Origin of the sequence: Saccharobesus litoralis, assembly GCF_003063625.1 — a bacterium.
GTDB classification, from domain to species: Bacteria; Pseudomonadota; Gammaproteobacteria; order Enterobacterales; family Alteromonadaceae; genus Saccharobesus; species Saccharobesus litoralis.
On sequence record NZ_CP026604.1, the window covers coordinates 4,029,966 to 4,053,691 of the forward strand.

Genomic DNA, 23,726 nt, shown 5'->3' on the forward strand with positions numbered 1-23,726 from the left:
CTAAAAAATTAGTGAGTGCTCATAAAGTAGGCAAACAGCATATAAAATAAGGTTTTAATGCTTTTAAGACTTGCTTTCACTCACTAATTTATTAATATTGCAGCCCTCAGTCGGATTGTAGCGCAGCTTGGTAGCGCACTGTCATGGGGTGTCAGGGGTCGCCGGTTCGAATCCGGCCAATCCGACCAATTTATTACCCTAAATCAATGACTTATAGAAGTCACTCTAAAAGTCATTGATTTTACTTCCCTTTCTTTTCCCTTTTCCTTATACAGTAGGTTGAATTAGTAATCTCCTCTGAATCAATGAGTTACATTCGGTTGGATTTTAGATTACTAATTATAAAGGGATTGTTATAAAATCCGGTTAAATTGGATGTTTTCTATATTTGTATGATCACTAAATTCAATAAATTTGTAATGACTCTTAATGATAACTACGAAATTCCTTTTGCTACCACAATGGTGTTTGGTGTTGGTTTTTCTGTTGGTTTGATTTGGTGGGGTGATGCTGGCGACGTTATATCAGCAATTACTATGTGGTTTACTGGGGTAATTTCTTTTTGCACAGTGCTAGCTGTGAATACTTGGAGAAAGCAAAGTAACTACACCTACAAGCAAAAATTATTTGGTGAAGCTGTTGAGCATTTAGTTGGTATTGAACATTTAGTTTCAGACTTGCTAAATAAAAGAATGAATAATGAAAATATAAATAGCCTTCATACAATGCAATTGATTCAGAAATACCATGAATTTGATATTCGTTTTTACTCAGAGTTTTCCCAAGAAGCCAAATCTATCTTAGACAAAGAGTTCCAAGGCAATATCATGAGACATGCTACCAAACATATACCAGCATTTATTACAGGTTTAAATGCTAAGACTGCTGGACAGTCGGCAAATGACGATTTTAAAAATAAGTATACACACCTTTCTAAAATTAACTCTTACTTGCTCTCGGGTACGGAAACTATCAAACCTTAAGATGTATGTTGTTAATTGATCAATCTAAACCCTCCAAATAGTTTGTTGTTCCACCGAAGTATATTGCTGTAGCCTTGGTTAATCTAGAAGAGCCTTTATTACGATCCCTCGCTTGTTATCGTATCAAGTTTCTTTTTCATGTAGTGTTGAAATAACTTTTGTCCCCCTTCAAAGATAACTTTGAAGGGCGCATCTTTAAATTCAGATTTTAGCTTGTCGATAACTTCTTTATTATTCAATGTAGCAGCGAAATCATGTCCTTTTTGAGTTAAACGTATAGGCATAATGCAAATTGATATTGCACCGTCTAAGGTTTGTGTAATACCAATATCTTCTAGAACAAATGCTTGTCCTGAACTATTTCCGATCAACTGATTATCAAGTGCTAATTGCATGTGAAATATAAATTTTTCTGAAAGCTCCTTACTTTCTGTTATTACTTCAAGGCCAGCTTCTTTAATATCATTAAAATCTATATGAGCTTTTGTTGAATCCAAAAAAATTGTTAGAAGTTCCCCAAAGTAATCTAAGTCAATTCTCATAATGTTATCCTCTAAGCTTATAGTTCTTTTCAGAAATGGAAGAAAAGCCAAGTTAACATACGCTTAGTACTTAGTGAATATATTTGAAGGGATAAATGTAGTTCGAAGTTATCTATCGGAGAACACCCTAAATACCAAAGTAACATAGCGACTTTGCTTTAGAACATACAAAAAACCCGCTTTTAAGCGGGTTTTTAATCAACTCAAAGTGATTAAATTATCTTAATTGCGCTTTGACAATCTGTGACCATTGACTGGTTTTACCTTGATATTGACGTTTTATTTGAAAAAATAGTGTTTTTTCATTGTTTAACGCTATCGTCATCATGCCTCTAACATTGGATTTGAAACGCTTATCTAAATTATGTTTATCGCTACCGTAGCGAACGCTGTAAATACCATCTTCAAAATCACTGGAATAACCGATCACCAGTTTATTATCAGCGATAAAGGCATCCCATATAATGGGTGGTAACCACGATTGCGCGGTAGTGATCTCGAAGGTTTTAGAGGGTTGGCTTGGGCCTTTATCGTTAATGGCGTAAAGTTGCAGCTCATATTGGCTATTGTCTTTTAATCCTTCAATATCAATGTAATGACTAATTGTTTTTTCAGTCTTGCTAGGTGTAACCTTGGTTGCGCCTTTTTCTCGATACTGTACGAAATACTCTGTCGCGTTAGGCACGGGGTCAAACAACACTCGAATGGCGTTTTTACCTGCAATAGCCGACTTAATACTTGGGCTAATAGCTGGGTTGAATGATAGTGTTTTATCTAAGCGCGAATGTTGAGTTGGCGTAACTAAACTTAAGCTAATATCCAAAATATTGGTCGGTAACGGTTGCCATGTGATCACACCTTGCCACTCTTTATCGGTTGGCTTGAGAGTAGGTAAGGGCAGTTTATTTTGATAAACAACCTGTCCCTGTAAATCATGGAATTGATAATTAAGGTGGTAGCCAGTCATTGAATGGCTTGGGTAGTCACGCTCGCTTCGTATTGGCAAGCGTACATTCGCACTATTATTGGTAAAATCGATATTTGTTAGTTCAATATCTTTAACTGGCGCATATTCACGTTTAATGCGTGGGTACAGGCGACGTTTTTCTCGCCATGATGTAATAACTCCCCAAACGCGATTCTCTTCCGCTGTCGTGCCGGCATACGCACTGCGATAATCATTAAAGGTCCACATGGCGGTACCAATGACGAATTCATTTTTGTATCTGAAGTGATTAGTCCATTCAGAGAATATGGCTTTGTCTGAATCGAGCGCTGTCGATGGGAAAGGATCAAAACCAAATTCAGAGATAAACACAGGTTTGTTTGGCCACTTTTTACGCAATGTGTCTAAAATATCTTGTGGTTTACCCTGCCAGCGATACATATTGTGCATGATCATGTCGACAAAGGTATTGGGATCCGTCTCTGGGGTGTATTCAGGTTTTTGTCCCGAGTTGCTAACTAAAGTTAGTAGGCGATAGGGATCTAATTCTATTTTAACATACTCTATTGCAGCTTTTCCGTATTCATAATGATTGTTGAGCTCGTTGCCTACGCTCCAACCAATAATACTCGGGTGATTAATATCACGCTCTATCATGCCTTTTAGCCAATACTTAGCTAAAAAGTAATTTTTATCTGTAATAGTTAGGCCGTGCTCGGGGCGTACTTTTACGTAGGGCTCGTCTAGCGTTAATATTTCTTCTTCAGCTAAATTTAGTTTTATGCCTTTTTCTTTCTCTAGTTTGGCAACGGGATAGTAGTTAGCTCTAAACTCGTCATTATCTAGGTCTCGAACATTGATCTCTTCAAATAGTAAAAGGCCCTTTTTATCAGCTAAATCAAATAGCGTTTTATGCTGAGTACCGTGCATGATACGCATAAAATTAGCTCCCGCTTCTTTCATTAAATCAATATCTTGCGCTAATAACGCTTCTGGCTCGCTAGACCCCCAATACCTATGTTCACTGACACGGTTAAAACCAGCTAATCTAACTGGCTCGCCATTGAGTAACATTTTTGAGTCGGTTAGCTCTATTTTTCTAATACCAAAATTATCCTGTTTAGAATGCAGAGTGTGGCCAGAGTCGACAATATGCGTTGTCATTTGATAAAGTTTAGGGTTGTCAAAGTGCCACAGTTCAACATTCTCAGGCTTTAAGTGTGCGGTTAAATGAATATCCTGTTTACTATTAGCCGCAACGGTAATAGAGCCTGTCAATTGGGCAATAGTGCCTTGTTTGTTGATATTTAACCCAGCTATGCTTGATTCGACTTTGATTTGACGAGCGTGGCTTGCATTGTTTTCTATTCGAACTCTAAGTTTTATGTCAGCTTCGCCTGTAGCTAGGTTTGGCTCTGCATGAACATACTGATGGTCTATGCGTACGTCTTTGTTTTTAGACAAGGTAACGTCACGTATGATCCCTCCCCAGTTCCACGTTGCACCGACTATCGCACTATTATCTGCCTCAACGGCAAGCACGTTTTTACCTGAGTAATTTAAAAATTCTGTGACATCAAATTCGAATGGTGTAAAACCACCGCGATTTTTACCAAGTAATTCGCCATTTAAATACACCTTTGATAAGTGATATACACCGTCAAATTTAAGATAATAACGCTCATCACTGGCTTTTTGCCAATGTGACGGTAGGTTAATATGTTTACGATACCAAGCTTTTCCTGTGTAGTTAGAAAAAGCATTTAACATACCAAAGTGTCCTGGCACTTTTAGGTTATGCCAATTTTCGTCATTAAAATGTGTTAAATAAACCTGACTGGGTTCTTGTTTAGCGGTTAAATATTTTTCAGGTGATACTTCTCTAAACATAACCGCATCTGCCGCAACATTGCCGCTAACAATGGCTGTTAATTCAACATAGTTTTTGTCATTGTGGTCAAATTTGAAAATACCCAAGCTATTCCACTCATTACAAAAAACACGTTGGCTAACATATTTTGTTGATATGCCATCAGCGTGTTTAATATTGTATTGAGCCGTTAAATGTGAAGCAAAAGGGTAGCGAGTAAAGGCTTCGTAATAACCTGACTTTTTAAATTTCGGCAAAAAGCGAAAATAGGAATCATCACTTTTATTGCCACCTTTTAAATTCGTTAATGTAAAGTAGTGCTGAACATAGTTGCTACCGTAAAAGTGTGAGTTCCTTGCAGCTTTGGTAGAAGGCTTCCACTTACCTTTTGATTCTATATCAGCATCAGTGTTATCTATTACTAAATCACTGTCCCGCTCACTAATATCCATATAGTTAGCGCCTTCACCATAGATGGCGTGGAATTTCCAATCACCATTTAAAGATAGGGTATTTGATTGGGTAGTATTTGGTTTTTTAGTATTTGGTTCTTCACGCTTTACATTAGTTTCGACTTGATTGCATCCAAGTAATAAAGACATAGAAACGAGAAGCGCTGTGCTTATTAGTGACTTCATATAAAACAAACTCTTTATTATTTCTATAATACCAATGGCAAAATATAGAAATGTATTATTTATACTCACGATAAATATAACACATAAATGTGTCTATATAAGCAACAAAAATCATATTTAAAATTTATTTACAAAAAAATTTATCAATACAGAGGAAATTCTCAATCTAATGAGTTCATTTAGTTTTCATAGTTTTAGTGCTGGGAGTGTTCAGTTGATTTAACTGGAGAAGTAGTGGGTATTCAATATCATCAAACGAACAACCCAAAGAGTGCCTAGAATCTCAAAGCCAACAAACTTACCGATTGACCGAGTTGGTCAACTATAGTCTTCTCGCTCAGGTCTTATGGTTCATTGCCTGCGCTTACTCGCCCCAATCACATAATAGAGCATATGCTCATGGGGTCTCGAAGCTTGACGGCTTCCCCTAAAACCTGATCGCTTTGACTATAAATACTGATACTGGAAAGCCAAGTAGCTCTGAAAAAGCGTTTTAACTTGTCATATTGCTTATAATTGATGGGGTGAAGTTTCCATTCATACTAAGTAAAAATTTAGTAAATTCGTCACCCGGTATGGGTTTACTAAAGAAGAATCCTTGTGCAATATGGCAGTCCTTATGGGCCAAAAATTCCAGTTGCTTTATATCTTCTATGCCTTCTGCAACAAGCTTAAGGCCCATATTATGTGCAAGGTTAATGATTGTATTCACTAAATGTACATCATCCTGATCATGGGGAAGATTGCGTACAAATGACCGGTCAATTTTTATCGTATCGACAGGAAAGTGTTTAAGGTAAGACAAACTCGAATAGCCGACACCAAAATCGTCAATACTCAGTGAGAAGCCTTTTTCACGCACGCCATGCATAAACGCTTTGGAACTATCAATATTTTCGATAAATACCTGCTCGGTTAATTCCAGTTCGATGAATTTCGGATCCAACTGATTACGTGTTTGCGCATCGGTTACGTGATCAATGAGCTCAGGGTGCTGTAGTTGCCGACCCGAAATATTAATAGCGATAGTTAAATCATCAAAACCTAACTTGTGCCATCTCACTAACTGACTACAAGCTTCTTCCAATACCCATTCGCCAATTTGTACGATTAACCCTGTATCTTCGGCAAGCGGAATAAACTGGTCGGGGCCAATCATATTGCCATCCGCATCTATCCAACGTATTAACGCCTCAGCACCTACACATTTTCCGGTTTTGGTATCGACTTTGGGTTGGTAATAAAGACTAAATTCCTGATTCTCGATGGACTTTCTCAATTTTTTCAGCATATCGAGACGATTTCGAATGTCTTCTTTTAAACTCTCGTCATAAAACTTAATGCAATTTTTACCATCTAGTTTTGCTTGGTTTAAGGCAGAGTCTGCATTGCGATATAAATCGGTATAGGTTTGGTATTCTGGAGTCGATATCGCAATACCAATCGAGCCCGATAAATAAAGCTCATAACCATCAAGCACAAATCTTGAATCGACGCCTTTAAGCATTCTTCGAGCATAAACACTAGCGGTTTCTAAGTTTTTAACACCAGTAAAATAGGCGGCAAACTCGTCACCACCTACACGTGCTAAAAAGCCGTTGTGTTTTGGCATTAAATGACCAAGGCGCTGTGCCACCTTTTGTATTATTTTGTCCCCAGAAATATGGCCAACGACATTGTTAACTTCGCGAAAGCCATCTAAGTCAAGCAACATAAGGACGTTAAACGTATCTTGTGAATTATCTCGATGTAAATTATCGACTATATGCCGTTCGATGGCGCTACGATTATAAAGTCGAGTTAATTTGTCGTATTCAACAAGAAACGCCAGACTTTCTTCGACCTTGCTTCGTTCATTAATTTCAGTTTGTAAATCCTTATTGGTTTTTACCAATTGGACTTTTTGTTGATAACTGCGGCTTAACAAAAACACAATTGAAGAAATTAAAATGGAGATAAGTAAACCACCCCACAGCAAAGCAGTTGATATACCCTGACTGATAGCATCTAATCGAAAAGCGGTAGGCCATACTTCAATTAGCCATTGTTTTTGAAAAACATCGACTTCGGCGACAATTAACCATTGATTAGTTAAATGCCGATCGCCATAAAAGCCTAACAACTCTTGCTTTGTTTCTTTGTCAGTAATTGCAATTTGATAACCATCATCAATACTGTTTCTTACTACGTCGAGTAAAAATTTTTCAACATTGATCACACTATCAATAAAACCTTGATTTTGCTTATGGGCTCCAATGGGTGTGTAGTAATGCAATAACTTGTTATCGGGTGCTAACGGCGAATAGGACGCAAACGCTTTGCCATACGTTTTTGCCTGTTTCAACTTGCTATAAATAGTAGGATGCGCAGCAAAATCTAGCCCTAAGTACTCTTCATTGTTACGAAATGGTTCTACCCAAGTTGCTTTGAAATTGGTATCGACCCATAAAATGCTTTTAACAAATTTATGGCTATCTGTTATCTGATTAACCTGCTTTGTCCAATTGCTTGCGGTTGGTTGGCCAAAGCTTAGCCATTGCGCGACAAGCCAATCGTATGTAAAAGCCTGCTCTTGACTCGATTGACGAATTGCACGTTCAATTTTATAAGCTTGAATAGACAATTGTTGATTAACGAGACTGCGCTCTTCGTCTTTAATCGGCTGCTGAATAACAAATGTGACAATAATACCCAGCAACAAACTGGCTATCGCATATTGGAACTTATGTAAAAATGCGCTTATCGGTGTCAATGCAATTAACTTGTTAAATATAAGAATAGGGTACGTACCAGTAGTAAGTTACTGTGTACACACTTGTACATGCACAGTTAAACTTAAAGCTAGTCTAGTTCAAATCTTGAGATTATGCCTGCTAATATAGTCTTCTCGCTCAGGCCTTATGGTTAAACCTGATCGCTTTGACTATAGTATTTTACTTAATTAGCACTCGCTAATGCACTATCATTTTACGCCAGTATAAAACAATTTTTGTTTTTGTATCTGTTGTTGCTATTATAATTAAAATATAACAGATATTTGTGAAATATCTGTCTGTTAGTTTAGTGCGTTGTGAGTTATATAACGTAAGTAAACATTTTCTGCCACTTATGGTATTTATCAGTTAAGCTGTTACCAACAGCAAAAAACATTATTAAAACCCAGTCTGTATGTTTGAACAAAACTCGTTCCAGTCTTGCCTTTTTGTCTGCCTTGGCAATATATGCCGTTCTCCAACGGCGCACGCTATTTTTCGCCAAAAAATTAAAGACTTAAAATTACCTATACAAATTGATAGCGCGGGCACCGCGGGTTATCACGAAGGAGCAACACCAGATAAACGCTCTCGAAAACACGGAGAAGCACGTGGCTATGATTTTAGCCAAATATACTCCCGTCCAGTTAATGATGATGACTTTGAGCAGTATGATTTAATTTTGGCAATGGATATTAATAATTACAATGACTTGTTAGCTGAGTGTCCACTTCACTATCAACACAAAATTAAATTATTTCTCGAATTTGCAGAAAATTTTCAATCGACTAAAGAAGTCCCTGATCCTTACTATGGTGGTAGTGAAGGTTTCGAGCATGTACTAGACTTAGTAGAAGATGCCTGTGAAGGGCTAATTAAAGCTTATCATAACCAATAACTAAGGAATTCAGCGTGAAACCATGGTCACCTACAAGTTGGCGAACTTACCCTATTTTACAGCAACCTAGTTACCCAGATGCCAAAGCAGTGGAGTTGGTTGAACAGCAATTAAATAAATTTCCTCCTTTAGTATTTGCTGCAGAAATAAGAGATTTACGTTGTCAATTAAGTAAAGTCGTGTCTGGCGATGCGTTTTTGTTGCAAGGTGGGGATTGTGCTGAATCGTTTAGTCAATTTAATGCTCCCAAGATCAGAGATACATTTAAAACGCTTTTGCAAATGGCGGTTGTACTGACGTTTTCAGGACAAAAACCAATTGTGAAAGTGGCTCGTATGGCCGGCCAATACGCTAAACCGAGATCCAATGATATGGAAACTCGCGATGAAGTAAGTTTACCTAGCTATCGAGGTGATATTATTAATGGGTTTGATTTTACACCTGAAGCTAGGATCCCTGATCCACAAAGGATGATTACCGCATACAATCAGTCAGCCGCAACGCTTAATTTATTACGTGCATTCGCTCAGGGAGGGTTAGCTGATTTGCATGAAGTGAATCGATGGAATATGAGTTTTGTGGAAGCCAATCCACTCAAAGAAAAATATAAAATTATAGCGCAACAAATTCAGCAAGCTTTAACCTTTATGGAAACATGTGGGATCTCAGCAAAGAATACCCCAGCAATTCAAGAGACTTCTTTGTTTACATCCCATGAAGCATTATTGCTAAACTACGAACAAGCGTTAACACGATGCGATACGTTGACAGGCCTTTGGTATGATTGTTCGGCACATATGGTTTGGATAGGTGAACGCACTAGACAATTAGACCATGCGCATATTGAATATTTCAGAGGGATTAATAACCCAGTAGGCGTTAAAATAGGGCCTTCAATGCAGGCCGATGATTTAATCCGTTTAATCGATGCGGTAAACCCTGAAAATGATCCAGGACGTTTAACCTTGATCACTCGAATGGGTGCTAATACCTTGGGTAACAAACTACCTGAACTTGTTAGAAAAGTGAAACAAGAAGGACGTAATGTCATATGGAGCAGTGATCCTATGCATGGCAATACAGTTAGTTCTTCATCAGGTTATAAAACGCGTAATTTTGATGCCATTTTATCTGAACTTAAGCACTTTTTTGCGGTACACAAAGCTGAAGGGACAGTTGCAGGTGGTATTCATTTAGAAATGACGGGCCAGCATGTTACCGAATGTACTGGTGGTGCATATCAAATATCCGATGAGGATTTAAGCCAAGCATACGAAACACAATGTGATCCTCGATTAAATGCCGATCAAGTGCTAGAAATGGCGTTTATTATTTCTGAATCATTAAAAGAGGCCACTCAATAGTTAAACTGCCAACTCGATATATTTTATAACAAAGGTACATCCCAGTACCTTTGTTTTTCCGTATAATAGCGCCTTTATATTTTCATCCACTTGTACTTAAAAAGCTTATGACCACTTTGCCTCGCTTAACCGAAGTCGACGCGATCGAGAAACAATACCTAGCGTTTATTGATACTTTAAAAAATAGTCACTTCACTGGGGATATCGAAACCAGCTACGCGAGCCGTTTTTCTGTCGCTACAGATAACAGTATCTATCAATCTTTGCCGCAGGCGGTAATTTTACCTAAGTCTACTGACGATTTATTAATTTTAACTAAGTTAGCTAATAAGCCTGATTTTCTGGATATTCGCTTTTCGGCTAGAGGCGGCGGAACAGGGACGAATGGTCAATCACTTACATCGGGAATTATTGTCGATTTAAGTCGCCACATGAATCAAATTTTAGAATTTAACGCTGAAGAAAATTGGGTACGAGTTCAGGCTGGTGTGGTTAAAGACCAACTGAATGCATTTTTGAAACCTTTTGGCTTTTTCTTTGCTCCCGATTTAAGTACCAGTAATCGTGCAACCATAGGCGGCATGATAAATACCGATGCATCAGGTCAAGGTTCATTGGTTTATGGCAAAACATCTGACCATGTATTAGCACTTAAAACAGTATTGGTTGATGGTAGTCAGTTAGATACGCAAGCATTACCAGTTGCAGAAGCACATAAAAAGGCTCAAAGCGCTAATTCTATAGGTAAAATATACCAACAGGCGCTTGATACTGCGCAAAATAAACGGCAACAAATTCTGGAAAAATTTCCGCGTCTTAATCGTTTTTTGACCGGTTACGATCTTGAAAATGTGTTTAATCAGGATTTAAGTCAATTTGATCTTGGACGTTTAATTACAGGTTCAGAAGGCTCGCTCGCTTTTGTTGCCGAAGCAAAATTAAATGTTACACCTATTCAAAAATATAAAGCTTTAGTTAACGTAAAATACGATAGTTTTGATTCAGCATTACGTAACGCACCGTTTCTTGTGCAAGCTAACGCAACCTCAGTAGAAACCATTGATAGTCGAGTATTAAACCTAGCTAAAGAAGACATCATTTGGCATTCAGTCAGTCACTTGATTGAAGATGTGCCAGGCAAAGTGATGGACGGGATCAACATAGTTGAGTTCAACTCTAATGATCAATCAGAAATTGAAAGCAAAGTTGCACAGTTAGAAACAAAACTCGAACAACTCATTAGCGGTGACAAAGGCGTAATAGGGTATCAAGTTACCTACGATTTAGGATCTATTCAAACCATTTATGCCATGCGTAAAAAAGCCGTGGGTTTACTCGGCAACACTAAAGGAAATAAAAAACCGTTAGCGTTTGCTGAAGATACCGCGGTTCCGCCTGAAAATTTAGCCGATTTTATCGCTGAATTTAGAGTGTTGCTCGATGGCTACGGTTTAAATTATGGCATGTTTGGCCATGTCGATGCAGGTGTATTACATGTTCGACCTGCTTTAGATATGACACAAGAGCAAGATGAAACCTTGCTTAGAGAAATATCTGACAAAGTGGTGGCGTTAACCGCTAAATATGGCGGTTTAATGTGGGGCGAACACGGTAAAGGTTACAGAAGTGAATATGGCCCAGAATTTTTTGGCGAAGCTCTTTTCACTGAACTGAGAAAAATTAAAGCCGCCTTTGATCCGCATAACCGTATGAACCCAGGCAAAATATGTACGCCGCTCGACTCTAGCGAAGCATTGGTTTCGGTCGATGATAAAAAACGGGGTTATTACGATCGACAAATCCCAATTGAAGTGAGAGATAGTGTCGAAACGGCAATGAATTGTAATGGTAATGGCTTATGCTTTAATTGGGACACCCAATCACCAATGTGTCCATCATACAAAATCACCCGTGATCGTCGGCATTCCCCTAAAGGCCGCGCTGGTTTAATGCGAGAATGGTTAAGGCAGTTATCTCAACAAGGTATAGATTTTAATAAACTAGAGCAAAGTTTAAGTCAGTCGCAAAGCTTTATTCAATCGATTGCTAAGCGATTTAGAAACCAATCAGATTATGACTTTTCACACGAAGTCATGGAAAGTATGAATGAATGTTTAGCTTGTAAAGCCTGTTCTAGTGCTTGTCCGATCAAAGTTGATGTACCAACGTTTAGAGCTCGCTTTTTACAAGCTTACTATTCGCGTTACGCTCGGCCATTGAAAGACTATTTAGTTGCAACGGTAGAAAGAAGTGCGCCATTAATGGCAAAAGCGCCGCGCTTATCCAACTTTATTGCTGGTAATCCTGTTAGTGCTTGGTTTTTTAAAACCGTTTTTGGTTACGTCGATACACCTATGCTGAGTTATCCGACATTAACTGAACAAGTCGGACAACTCAATGTGCTTGACTGGGATTTAGCGCGTATTAAACAAATGCCACAAGAGCAAAGAGCAAAACTAGTCGCGATTGTCCAAGACCCATTTACATCATTTTATGATGCCGATGTGGTTAAAGATTGGATCCAACTCATTATTAAACTAGGTTACACACCGATATTATTGCCGTTTAAACCTAACGGTAAACCACAGCATGTAAAAGGGTTTCTAAATGAATTTGCAGCGGCAGCTAAAGATAGTGCGAGCTTTTTAAGCCAAGTGGCCGAATTAGGTATCAATCTAGTGGGCACTGATCCTTCACTTGTGTTGTGTTATCGCGATGAATATAAAAAGATATTAGGTGAGGAAGCAAGCTGTTTTGATGTGCAACTTCCGCATGAATGGCTAACAAGCATAGATTTACCAAATATTGAGGCTAAAGGTAATAGCTATAAGTTACTAGGACATTGTTCTGAAAAAACCTCATTACCAACCAGCCCAGCCCAATGGCAAACAATTTTTTCTAAATTCGGTTTGCAATTAAACAATGTAGCGGTTGGCTGTTGTGGTATGGCAGGTACTTATGGCCATGAAAAGGATCATCTAGCTAATTCTAAAGGTATTTATGAACAAAGCTGGCAACAGGCAATTGCGGGTAGTGAACAAGAATATATTCTAGCTACGGGGTATTCTTGCCGCTCACAAGTAAAACGTTTCGAGCAATTTAAGCCTAAGCATCCTGTGCAGGTGTTGAACGCATTACTCTAGTGATAGTCTTGTTGTCGCTCAGGTTTTATGATTATTGCCTGAGCGTACTTTGTGCATTCAGAGCTTAAAATTTTAAGCAAAAAAAAAGCAGCGTTAAACGCTGCTTTTTTATATTTCGTTAACTTAAAGGCTTATTTTACTTGGCCTGGAAGTTTAATATTTGTTGCGTGTAACCCTTTTGGCCCTTCAGTCAGATCAAACTCTACTTCTTGACCTGCCTTAAGCGTTCTGTAGCCGTCCATTGTGATAGTTGAATAGTGCGCAAATACATCTTGCTCTTCTTTCATATCATCAGGAACAATAAAGCCAAAGCCTTTAGCGTTGTTGAACCACTTAACTTTACCAGTCGCCATACATCTTTTCCTTTTGGGTGCTTAATTACCTGTTTGCGGTTGAAAAATTCCGCATAACCTACATATGATACTTTAGATAATTTATTCTAATCGTCAAGCACTTTGGAAGAAATTGTTTGATAAAGAATAAAAAAGATATTTTTATGAAAAATTTTGTTTCGCAAACCTAACGAGTAAGTCTATATTTAAACTATGAGCAGTTTTAAAGAATCTGGTGCTCTTATCGAAGAGCAACTGAGTGCTGAGAAGCAAAAACTCAAGCCACCCCCAATGTACAAAGTGTTATTGAATAATGACGATTACACGCCAATGGACTTTGTCGTAGACGTGCTAATTAAATTCTTCAGGTTAGACGAGGAGAAAGCAACGCAAATTATGTTAGCTGTACACTATGATGGAAAGGGCGTATGTGGTGTATTTACAGCTGAAATAGCGGAGACTAAAGTTGCTCAAGTAACTCAATACGCCCGTGAAAATCAGCACCCCTTGTTATGTACAATGGAAGAAGCATAACTCTATTAGAATTTTTATCGCAGTTGGAGCTTAAGTATGCTTAATAAAGATCTTGAACAAACGTTGAATGATGCTTTTCGCACCGCTAGAAACGATCGTCACGAATTTATGACAGTCGAGCATTTATTACTAGCTCTGCTTGAAAACCCTGAAGCATTGTCAGCGCTGGACGCATGCAGTGCACCAAAGGATAAACTTAAAACTGAGTTAATGGAGTTTATAGGCGAAACAACGCCTATTATTCCAGAAGATGATTTAGAACGTGAAACTCAACCAACATTGGGCTTTCAGCGAGTGCTACAGCGCGCAGTGTTTCACGTACAATCATCAGGAAAACAAGAAGTCACCGGCGCAAACGTGCTGGTAGCTATTTTTAGTGAGCAAGAATCTCACGCCGTTTTTCTATTGAAAAAATCGGATATTTCGCGTTTAGATATCGTCAACTATATTTCTCATGGTATTTCTCGTACTGACGAATCGGCATTTAACAGCGACGAGAGTAGCGAGACAACTAGCGAAACTGAATCAGAGAGTACGTTAACTAACTACGCAACTAATCTTAATGAACAAGCCAAACTAGGTAAGATAGATCCTTTAATTGGTCGTGATGCCGAACTTGAAAGAACCATTCAAGTGCTTTGCCGCCGACGTAAAAATAATCCGTTATTAGTCGGTGAAGCTGGCGTAGGTAAAACCGCAATTGCAGAAGGGTTAGCTTACAGAATAGTTTGTGAAGAGGTACCAGAAGTTATTGAAAACGCCACTATTTATTCTTTGGATATGGGCTCACTTCTAGCGGGTACAAAGTATAGAGGTGATTTTGAGAAGCGTTTTAAAGCGATTTTAAAAGAGCTTGAACAAGACGAAGCGGCTATCTTATTTATAGATGAAATTCATACCATAATTGGCGCTGGTGCAGCATCTGGTGGGGTAATGGACGCGTCTAATTTACTTAAGCCGCTATTATCTGGTGGTAAAGTGAAATGTATTGGCTCGACTACTTATTCAGAGTTTCAAGGCATTTTTGAAAAGGACAGGGCACTTGTACGTCGTTTTCAGAAAATCGATATTCTTGAACCTTCAGTTGATGATACAACCAAGATATTACATGGTTTAAAATCGCGATATGAAGAGCACCATGGCATTCGCTACACGAACAAAGCGATCCGCGCCGCAGCTGAATTGTCTGAAAAATATATTAACGAGCGTCATTTACCCGATAAAGCCATTGATGTTATTGATGAAGCCGGTGCTGAGCAACGTTTGCTACCCGTTAGCAAACGTAAGAAAACCGTTGGTGTTGCAGATATTGAACATATCATCGCTAAAATGGCACGTATACCTGAAAAATCAGTGTCATCATCTGATAGAGATGTACTGAAAAATTTAGAACGCAATCTTAAAATGATGGTGTTTGGTCAAGATCCAGCAATTGAAACCTTAACATCGGCCATTCGATTGTCTCGTTCAGGTTTAGCTAACGAAAATAAACCTATAGGTAGTTTTTTGTTTGCCGGACCTACAGGGGTTGGTAAAACCGAGGTTACTCAACAGCTAGCGAAAATACTTAATTTAGAGCTAGTGCGTATTGATATGTCTGAATACATGGAGCGTCATGCCGTATCTCGCTTAATTGGTGCGCCTCCAGGATACGTAGGTTACGAACAGGGTGGTTTGTTGACCGATCAGGTTATCAAACATCCTCATTGTGTTGTCTTGCTCGATGAAATAGAGAAAGCGCATCCTGATGTGTTTAACATTCTATTACAGGTTATGGATCATGGTACGTTAACCGATAACAATGGCCGTAAAGCTGACTTTAGAAATGTTGTATTTGTGATGACCACTAATGCCGGTGTTCATGAAACCACGCGTAAATCTATCGGTTTTAATCAGCAAGATCATAGCTCTGATGCAATGGAAGAAATAAATCGTACATTTTCACCAGAGTTTAGAAATCGCTTAGACAATATTATTTGGTTTAATCATTTATCTCCTGACATTATTGTACAAGTTGTTGACAAGTTTATTGCTGAACTTGAAGCTCAGCTTGACAATAAAGGCGTTACCTTAGAGTTACGCAGCGACGCGAGGGAGTGGTTAGCCCATAAAGGCTACGACAAAGCGATGGGTGCTCGCCCAATGGGACGAGTCATTCAAGAGCACCTTAAAAAGGCTTTAGCGCATGAGTTGTTGTTTGGTGAACTGGTTAAAGGCGGTAATGTTGTAGTGAGTGTTAATGGTGACGAACTTGCATTTGAGTTTGAAACTGAAAAAAGTGCAGCTACGACCCATTAAACAGTTTTCACCTGTGGAAACAAAAAAGCCCGCAATTAGCGGGCTTTTTATTTGAATTCGAACTTGATTAACGCTGACGAAATACGATGCGACCTTTAGACAGATCGTAAGGAGTCATTTCAACTGTTACTTTGTCACCGGTTAAGATTCGAATGTAGTTTTTGCGCATTTTTCCAGAAATGTGCGCTGTCACAACGTGACCGTTTTCTAACTCAACGCGGAACATAGTGTTAGGTAATGTATCCAGTACAGTACCTTGCATTTCAATACAGTCTTCTTTTGCCATCCAGCAGTTAACCTCAGTAATAAATAGGCTCAAAAAATTTGCGCGGAATAATGCACTAACCGCCTTAGTATGTAAAGAGGAATGGCCAAAAAACCTACTATTTAACAGATAAATTTAATATTTTCTAAGAAATGAGCGTAAAACAGCGTATTAATCTTGCTCTACCCAAATAGAATCAATCAGTCTTTCGTGCGGGGTAAACTTAGATTTGTAGTTCATTTTATTGCATTGGTCTATTTGATATCCCAAATAGACGTGTTGCAGTTTGAGGGATTTAGCAAATTCAACGGCTTTTAATATTGCAAAAGTACCTAATGAATCTTGGTGGTATTCGGGTTCGAAAAAAGTATATACGGCTGATAGTGCAGTAGGCAGTATATCAAGTACACTGACACCAATAAGCCTATCTTGTTCGTATATTTCTAAAAATCCGACTTGTAACCATTCGGCTTTAACAAAGTTATTGTATTGCTCATAATCCGGTGGATACATAGATCCATCTCTGTGGCGTGCGGCAATGTACCTAGCATACATAGGAAAATAGCTTTTAACATTAGTATCATTAGGCACAAGTAAGGCTTCAAATTTTTGATTACGTTTTAAAACCCGTTTTTGACTTCGACTTGGCTTAAATTTATTAACGATAATTCTTAGCGATTCACAAGACTGACAGCCAACACAATACGGCCGATATACTTGTTCTCCACTGCGTCTAAAACCAACTTTTAATAATTGCTCGTAATTAGCACCGTTAAACACGATGTCATCCATTGCTACGAGTAAACGCTCTTGTTGATCGTCTAGGTAGCTGCAAGGAAAAGTTTGACTGACGCCGAATTTTAACGGTATTGGTTTTGTCATAAGGGCTTACTCACTCCATAAGATAATCGATAGACCTTGGTTGCCAGCAAGCGCTATCGGTTGACATTTGTTTATAACAATTGAGTTGAGATAAGAAGTGTTCACGCTTAATTTCTTTTACCCCTAACGACTTAAGGTGATCGTTTTGCAATTGGCAATCGATAAACTGGTAGTCATGCTCACGTAAAATTTGTACTAATATCGCCATAGCGCATTTTGAAGCGTCGGTTTGGGTATGGAACATAGACTCGCCACAAAATATTTTACCTACGTTAATGCCATATAACCCCCCAACCAATATATTGTTTTGCCAGACTTCAACAGAATGAGCAATACCTTGCGCATGCAATTGGTTATAACTTTGATATATGTCTTCCGTGATCCATGTTCTTTCATGTTTAGCACGGATATTGGCACATTGAGCAATGACTTCACTGAATGCTAAATTAACACTATAGGTGAAGCCTTTGGTTCTAAGCGATTTTTTTAAACTCCTGCTTAAATGAAATTCGTCTAATTCAAGAATGGCGCGCGGATCAGGGCTCCACCATAAAATAGGTTCACCTGGGTTATACCAAGGGAATATTCCATTGTTATAAGCTTGAATAAGCCGAGGAATGGATAAATCCCCACCAATAGCCAATAAACCATTTGGGTGGGATAGGGCATGAGTAGCCGGCGGAAATTCTATACGTTCAGGATCGAGCTGGTAAACAGCAGTAGTCATGTTGGTATGCTAAATTAATCGCACTTATTTAGCAGTATAGTACACTCAAAGTGCATAGGGTAAAAAATGAAAACGAGTTATCACGTATTGATTGATAACTCGTTGTGCAATTTTATTGGGCGTCTAAATAGCGCTCAGCGTCTAATGCAGCCATACAACCCGTGCCGGCAGAGGTAATGGCTTGACGATAGTTGTGATCCATCACGTCACCAGCAGCGAAGATACCTTCAATGCTAGTTTGTGTTGCATTGCCGTCTAGGCCAGATTTAACCACAATGTACCCATCTTTCATTTCCAACTGTCCTTGGAAAATATCTGTGTTGGGTTTGTGACCAATAGCGATAAAGGTACCTAATACTTCAATTTCAGATAACTCATCAGTTTGGGTATCTTTAATTCGCACACCCGTCACACCCATGTCATCACCTAACACTTCATCTAATGTTTTATTTAAATGAAGGGTAATATTACCGTTTTCTGCTTTATCCATTAAACGATCGACTAAGATCTTCTCAGCGCGGAAAGTTTCACGACGATGAATAACATGGACTTCAGAACAGATATTCGCTAGATACAAAGCCTCTTCCACAGCGGTATTACCACCACCAACAACAGCAACCTTTTTGTTACGGTAGAAGAAACCGTCACAAGTCGCACACGCTGAAACACCACGACCGGCAAACGCTTCTTCAGAAGGTAAGCCTAAATATTTTGCTGACGCGCCGGTCGAAATGATTAGTGCATCACACGTATATTCATTTGAACCTTTTAATCGATATGGTTTTTGTGAAAAGTCCACGCTTTCGATATGGTCGAAAATAATTTCAGTTTCAAACTTTTCGGCATGTTCCTTCATTCGATCCATTAAAGCCGGACCTGTTAAGTCATTGGCATCACCGGGCCAGTTTTCTACTTCAGTAGTGGTGGTTAATTGGCCACCTTGCTGCATACCTGTAACTAATACAGGGTTTAAATTAGCGCGTGCTGCGTAAACAGCTGCAGTATAACCAGCTGGACCAGAGCCTAAAATCATTAGGCGAGCATGTTTTACTTCGCTCATTATGAATCTCCGAATATTTATCTTTATATTTAGATAGGGGATGCCAAAAAAGTTTCAAGGCGTGCGGAAAAATAAAACCGGATTATAACCAAATAAATTACGCTGAATGATGGATTTATTTTTATTTTATGTACAACATTAAACTAATTTAGATAGCTTTATTCTTAAAATAACCTAAATAGAGTGTTATGGCCCAAAATAATGAACAGATAGTCGTGCTTCTGCATGGTTTAGCTCGCAGTGCAATGTCGTTATTACCAATGGAACTTGCTCTACGTCATGCCGGTTTTACAGTCATTAATATTAATTATCCGTCTACTGATCATTCAATTGATGAACTTACTCAACGCTTTGTTTGGCCTAAACTGAATGCATTGATACAACAAAAGTGTGCTTTAAACTTTGTTTGTCATTCAATGGGCGGAATACTGGTTCGAAACTTAGCGCACCTCCATAGTGAATGTCTTATAAATAAGGTTGTCATGCTTTCGCCGCCAAATAAAGGCAGTGAACTAGTGGATTTATTTGCAGATTGGCGGTTATTTCAAATGATAAATGGGCCGGCAGGCAGCGAATTAGGCACCACATTAGCCAGTAAGCCAAATTCGTTAGGTCCAGTAAATTTTAACTTAGGCGTGATTACAGGTGATTTATCCCTTAACCCTATTTTAGAAAAACTGTTTAACGGACCTAATGATGGCAAGGTATCTGTTGAGCGAGCCAAAATTGAAGGTATGAAAGACTTTCTGGTCGTTAATGCTAGCCATACATTTATTATGAACAATTTAAAAGTGATCGAAAATACGATCCATTTTTTGCAAAACGGCGAATTTATCGATCACACGGTAGATTAAGGATTATGCTTTAGCGGCTAATAATTCGATTTTTTCATGGATTAGTGACTTTAAATTGGTTTGTTTTGCCAAAGACAAAAACCAAGAACCCGAATTAGGAAATTGACTAAAAGTATAATCCTCACCAAATAAACTGAACTTGAGTTGATAAGCATGCAGGTATACGCGGTCAACTTCGGTTCCTTTGTAAAGTTGATCGCCGCATATTGGGCTACCTAGCGATTTCATCATAACTCTAAGTTGGTGGGTTTTACCCGTTGCAGGTTTTAATACAAATAATCTTTTGCCTTCAGTCAGCGCAATGCTATTAAAATGGGTAATTGCAGGATTCATTTGGCTGCGAGATAATCGCCAAGCGCTATTTCGTGATTTTTCCATATCGCCAGCGACCTTGCCTTGTTTTTTGCTGGGTTTTCGATCACTAATTGCCAAATAGATTTTTTGGATATTTTTGTTTTTAAACAATTCATTAAAAGCATGCTCGGCGTTTAATGTTTTTGCGAAAATGATTAAACCAGATGTGACTTTGTCTAGGCGGTGGCAAGGATAGAGCTCAGTTAATTGTAACTCATGCTTAGTCTGGTTAAAAAAACCTTGATTGCCGTTTTGACTATCATCATGGAAATCAACATTTTCGGGTTTGTAAGCAATAACAAAATGCTCATTTTGATAAACTAACGACATAGGCATACACTTAAATTGACCAGCCGCCATCATAACCTGCAAGGCGGCAAAAGTTAATTGGAGTCCTTGTGTTTTACCGTGGCTTAATTATTTGTACTTTAATTGTTAATCTGCTTGCTTGTGGACAGCAGGTTGAAGAGTATGCTGAACGACCCACTTTGAAAAAAGTAGACCAATTGTTTGCGCCTAAATTTGTTCGAGGCGAGTGGCGATATAGAGGAGCAAAAGCGATTGATAAAGGAATAGCGGCTTATATTCAAATACCTGAACGAATAGGCCTTTCTGACAAGCAACATAAAAACTATGTACTCGTGACAATTTGCCCTAAAGCGCAAGACAAAGAATTTTGGCAAGGCGTTTACCCCTATAAATTATTTATTCGAACTTATAATTATGTCGATCGAAACTATATAGAAACCCCCTGTCCATCTCCAATTGGGGGATGAAACCTAAAAAAGTGACTCATGGCATAGACAACAGCGCCCAGCAATGATTATTATTGCAGTGTCGTCTAAATTTACACAAATTTAACAAGTTGAATCTTGTTATAGGTTTTAATCATCAAATTAATGAAGCTTTCTAGTCAAAAAAACATTTTCAAGCTATTCACAATATGTTTCGTTTCTCTTTATTCGCATTGGGGAATGGCTAGTATTGATAGTGCTAAAAAAGCATTCGAAGAGCGAAATTATCAAATTGCGTATGAAGAGTTTATGAAGTACGCGCGCATTGGTAACGCCCAAGCACAATATTATATTGGTTTAATGTATTACCAAGGAAAAGGTACCAAAGCAGATATTTATGAAGCTAACGCTTGGTTTGGTTTAGCCAGAGAAGGTGGCTATCGTAACGCTATCGATATGATGCAGCGCTTACGAAGAGAATTACCGTCTAAAAGAGAAGCTAAATCCGTATTGCAAGACATTGAATCGCTTTATGGTGAACAGGCTTTATCGGAAACACTTTTTCCTATTTTAACTAACGATAATTTGTTAGAGCAACAACTTACACCACTTAAAGTCAAAACACCTCAAGTGCCAGACACCAGCGGTTGGGTGTTAATTAATGTCAATATTGATGAAAACGGTTTTGTTCATTCCCCTAAAGTTTTAGCGTCTTACCCTGAGGGAGTATTTGATACAGCATCTTTATCCGCAGCGAGGGAATGGCGCTTTAAGTCTCAGCAAGTGGGTGAGCAGATGGAACAAATTAATGACTATGTTATTAAATTTGAGTTTAAAAGTTCAAACGTTCGCTCACATCAAAAGTATCTGCGCAGTTTAAATAAATACACTGACACGCTAAAAATCACAGCGCGAAGTGGTAATGCTGATGCACAATATTTGTTGTCACGCTTATATGGTCAAGGAATTATGCGGCCGAAAATGAGTGATAAAATTCGAACGGCTACTGCATGGTTATTAGAGGCGGCGAAGTCAGGTCATGCTAAAGCACGATTTGAGTTAGCCAATCGTCTGCTAGATGGTCGTGGTGTGCAAACCGATCCAGTTAAAGCTTATCTTTGGTTAGAGATGGCCGCCAACGATAACTACGGACCAGCATTAACCATGTTAGCCCGTGAAATATTACTCAATTATTCGAGTGAGGCTGAGTACTCAAAAGCGGTTGATATGTTAGAAAAAGCGGTAATCAAAGGCGATGAAAATGCTAATCAAGAATTAGGTATTATTTATGCGACTACCGTTTATGATCGACATTTTGATCCGTACAAATCAACTCAAATTGCTAAATCCGGTTTAGTACTTGACGACCAACACCCCGACTACTTAACCGTAATGGCTGCTGCCTACAGTGCGCAAGGCTCAAATCAAAAGGCGTCTGAAGTACTATATCAAGCTTACGCTTCCGCATTAAATAGAGGTTGGCCAACATCTCGTTTAGTTTCTCTTGCGCAACAGTTAGCCATTGATCTTGATGCTCAGCAAGTTGTTGCTACAACCGCTAACAATAATAATGTCAATGTTAGTCAAAAGTCACGAGTCGATTCTGGTGAGTCTAAACCTAAGCTAGTACCCATCGATAGAATAGGCCCCACTTATCCTGATACTGCTAAAGATAAACATATAGAAGGTTGGGTAAAGCTGAGTTATTCCGTAAATCGCAATGGTTTAGTGGAAGATATAGAAATATTGGGCGCTCAACCTGAAGAAGTATTTGATGAAGCGGCAATCAGTGCGCTTAAACAGTGGCGGTATGAACCTATTGTTGAAAATGGCAAAACGGTAAAGGTCGGTGGTTATAAAGTTAAACTGGCATTTACTCTACAAAATTAGGAAGTGAGTGGCGGTTAATTTTTATTAAAAATTAAATTCTTATAGACGAGCACTTATGCTGTGAGCCTGCAAACCCAACCCTTGTCTTATCTTTTGTAACTTATAGATAGTTAGAAGCTCGCTGCTTGATAGGCTGAATAGTTACTTTTTATGATTCTATAGGTGTTCGTTGGTATAATTGCTGCTATTGCTGAAATAAATATCGACCCACAGCAAATTCAGCTGTTTATTTCGATATGGAAACGATGCAGTAGAAAAAGGATTATTAAAAGGAAATAAAAGATTGGTTGCGGGGGCCGGATTTGAACCGACGACCTTCGGGTTATGAGCCCGACGAGCTACCAGGCTGCTCCACCCCGCGTCGAAGAGATTATTTGGTTGCGGGAGCCGGATTTGAACCAACGACCTTCGGGTTATGAGCCCGACGAGCTACCAGACTGCTCCATCCCGCGACAAATAATACTAAAAAGTTGGTTGCGGGGGCCGGATTTGAACCGACGACCTTCGGGTTATGAGCCCGACGAGCTACCAGGCTGCTCCACCCCGCGTCAACGAGGCGGCATATTACGGATTTAATTTATTAATGCAAGTTAAAAACACCAAAAGATTGAAATTTTATGACATTGGTGAAGATCAGCGATTAAATCCCCATTTATTGA

At 38.8% G+C, this 23,726-nt stretch carries 18 protein-coding genes and 4 tRNA genes; 10 read left to right on the forward strand and 12 right to left on the reverse strand.

What is annotated here, in order from left to right; all coding sequences use genetic code 11:
- Nucleotides 1-111: 111 nt before the first annotated feature.
- Nucleotides 112-188, forward strand: a tRNA-Pro gene (locus tag C2869_RS14635).
- A 204-nt stretch (nt 189-392) separates the two neighbouring features.
- Complete coding sequence (locus C2869_RS14640; protein WP_108603646.1) at nt 393-983, forward strand: hypothetical protein; 591 nt, start codon at nt 393-395, stop codon at nt 981-983.
- A 98-nt stretch (nt 984-1,081) separates the two neighbouring features.
- Here C2869_RS14640 and C2869_RS14645 read toward each other — a convergent pair whose 3' ends face one another.
- From C2869_RS14645 to C2869_RS14655, 3 genes are all read right to left on the reverse strand, one after another.
- Nucleotides 1,082-1,525: a DUF2513 domain-containing protein gene (locus tag C2869_RS14645; RefSeq protein WP_108603647.1), complete on the reverse strand. Its 444-nt coding sequence runs from the start codon at nt 1,523-1,525 to the stop codon at nt 1,082-1,084.
- Between the two features lie 217 nt (nt 1,526-1,742).
- Nucleotides 1,743-4,979 carry a glycoside hydrolase family 2 TIM barrel-domain containing protein gene (locus C2869_RS14650; protein WP_108603648.1) on the reverse strand — a complete coding sequence of 1,079 codons (3,237 nt, stop codon included), beginning with the start codon at nt 4,977-4,979 and terminating at the stop codon, nt 1,743-1,745.
- A 493-nt stretch (nt 4,980-5,472) separates the two neighbouring features.
- The gene (locus C2869_RS14655) at nt 5,473-7,731 is read right to left on the reverse strand and encodes a bifunctional diguanylate cyclase/phosphodiesterase (RefSeq protein ID WP_108603649.1); all 2,259 of its coding nucleotides are present in this window, start codon (nt 7,729-7,731) and stop codon (nt 5,473-5,475) included.
- A 416-nt stretch (nt 7,732-8,147) separates the two neighbouring features.
- On the opposite strand from C2869_RS14655, the gene C2869_RS14660 reads away from it, so the two are divergent.
- The 3 genes from C2869_RS14660 to ydiJ all read left to right on the forward strand — a co-directional run bounded on the left by C2869_RS14660 (nt 8,148) and on the right by ydiJ (nt 13,137).
- On the forward strand, nt 8,148-8,630 hold the full coding sequence (locus tag C2869_RS14660) for a low molecular weight protein-tyrosine-phosphatase (RefSeq protein ID WP_108603650.1): 483 nt from the start codon (nt 8,148-8,150) through the stop codon (nt 8,628-8,630).
- A 14-nt stretch (nt 8,631-8,644) separates the two neighbouring features.
- Nucleotides 8,645-9,994 (forward strand): class II 3-deoxy-7-phosphoheptulonate synthase, encoded by a 1,350-nt coding sequence (locus tag C2869_RS14665; protein ID WP_108603651.1) that lies wholly within the window; start codon nt 8,645-8,647, stop codon nt 9,992-9,994.
- Between the two features lie 107 nt (nt 9,995-10,101).
- Nucleotides 10,102-13,137 (forward strand): D-2-hydroxyglutarate dehydrogenase YdiJ, encoded by a 3,036-nt coding sequence (gene ydiJ / locus C2869_RS14670; RefSeq protein WP_108603652.1) that lies wholly within the window; start codon nt 10,102-10,104, stop codon nt 13,135-13,137.
- Nucleotides 13,138-13,268: 131 nt separating this feature from the next.
- Here the strand turns inward: ydiJ and cspD are convergent, their stop codons facing one another.
- The gene (gene cspD, locus C2869_RS14675) at nt 13,269-13,490 is read right to left on the reverse strand and encodes a cold shock domain-containing protein CspD (RefSeq protein ID WP_108603653.1); all 222 of its coding nucleotides are present in this window, start codon (nt 13,488-13,490) and stop codon (nt 13,269-13,271) included.
- A 192-nt stretch (nt 13,491-13,682) separates the two neighbouring features.
- On the opposite strand from cspD, the gene clpS reads away from it, so the two are divergent.
- Together clpS and clpA are read left to right on the forward strand one after the other, a co-directional pair.
- A complete protein-coding gene (gene clpS / locus C2869_RS14680; protein WP_108603654.1) occupies nt 13,683-14,003 on the forward strand; it encodes an ATP-dependent Clp protease adapter ClpS in 321 nt (106 codons plus the stop codon).
- Nucleotides 14,004-14,039: 36 nt separating this feature from the next.
- On the forward strand, nt 14,040-16,301 hold the full coding sequence (clpA, locus tag C2869_RS14685; protein ID WP_108603655.1) for an ATP-dependent Clp protease ATP-binding subunit ClpA: 2,262 nt from the start codon (nt 14,040-14,042) through the stop codon (nt 16,299-16,301).
- A 67-nt stretch (nt 16,302-16,368) separates the two neighbouring features.
- On the opposite strand, the gene infA is transcribed toward clpA, so the two are convergent.
- The 4 genes from infA to trxB all read right to left on the reverse strand — a co-directional run bounded on the left by infA (nt 16,369) and on the right by trxB (nt 19,235).
- Entirely contained in the window at nt 16,369-16,587 is a 219-nt protein-coding gene (gene infA / locus C2869_RS14690) for a translation initiation factor IF-1 (RefSeq protein WP_016955625.1), read from the reverse strand.
- Nucleotides 16,588-16,737: 150 nt separating this feature from the next.
- Nucleotides 16,738-17,448, reverse strand: a complete 711-nt coding sequence (locus tag C2869_RS14695) for an arginyltransferase (RefSeq protein WP_108603656.1) — start codon at nt 17,446-17,448, stop codon at nt 16,738-16,740.
- Between the two features lie 10 nt (nt 17,449-17,458).
- Entirely contained in the window at nt 17,459-18,175 is a 717-nt protein-coding gene (aat, locus tag C2869_RS14700) for a leucyl/phenylalanyl-tRNA--protein transferase (protein WP_108603657.1), read from the reverse strand.
- Between the two features lie 112 nt (nt 18,176-18,287).
- The gene (gene trxB / locus C2869_RS14705; protein WP_108603658.1) at nt 18,288-19,235 is read right to left on the reverse strand and encodes a thioredoxin-disulfide reductase; all 948 of its coding nucleotides are present in this window, start codon (nt 19,233-19,235) and stop codon (nt 18,288-18,290) included.
- 188 nt (nt 19,236-19,423) lie between these two features.
- Here trxB and C2869_RS14710 point away from each other — a divergent pair, with 188 nt between their 5' ends.
- A complete protein-coding gene (locus C2869_RS14710; protein WP_108603659.1) occupies nt 19,424-20,089 on the forward strand; it encodes an alpha/beta fold hydrolase in 666 nt (221 codons plus the stop codon).
- 3 nt (nt 20,090-20,092) lie between these two features.
- Here the strand turns inward: C2869_RS14710 and C2869_RS14715 are convergent, their stop codons facing one another.
- Nucleotides 20,093-20,773, reverse strand: a complete 681-nt coding sequence (locus C2869_RS14715; protein WP_108605073.1) for a TIGR01621 family pseudouridine synthase — start codon at nt 20,771-20,773, stop codon at nt 20,093-20,095.
- Nucleotides 20,774-20,841: 68 nt separating this feature from the next.
- On the opposite strand from C2869_RS14715, the gene C2869_RS14720 reads away from it, so the two are divergent.
- Nucleotides 20,842-21,219: a hypothetical protein gene (locus C2869_RS14720; protein WP_108603660.1), complete on the forward strand. Its 378-nt coding sequence runs from the start codon at nt 20,842-20,844 to the stop codon at nt 21,217-21,219.
- 198 nt (nt 21,220-21,417) lie between these two features.
- Nucleotides 21,418-23,067 (forward strand): TonB family protein, encoded by a 1,650-nt coding sequence (locus tag C2869_RS14725; RefSeq protein ID WP_159084188.1) that lies wholly within the window; start codon nt 21,418-21,420, stop codon nt 23,065-23,067.
- 284 nt (nt 23,068-23,351) lie between these two features.
- On the opposite strand, the gene C2869_RS14730 is transcribed toward C2869_RS14725, so the two are convergent.
- From C2869_RS14730 to C2869_RS14740, 3 genes are all read right to left on the reverse strand, one after another.
- A tRNA-Met gene (locus C2869_RS14730) sits at nt 23,352-23,428 on the reverse strand.
- 14 nt (nt 23,429-23,442) lie between these two features.
- Nucleotides 23,443-23,519: transfer RNA gene (locus tag C2869_RS14735), tRNA-Met, on the reverse strand.
- Nucleotides 23,520-23,538: 19 nt separating this feature from the next.
- Nucleotides 23,539-23,615, reverse strand: a tRNA-Met gene (locus C2869_RS14740).
- Nucleotides 23,616-23,726 lie beyond the last annotated feature (111 nt).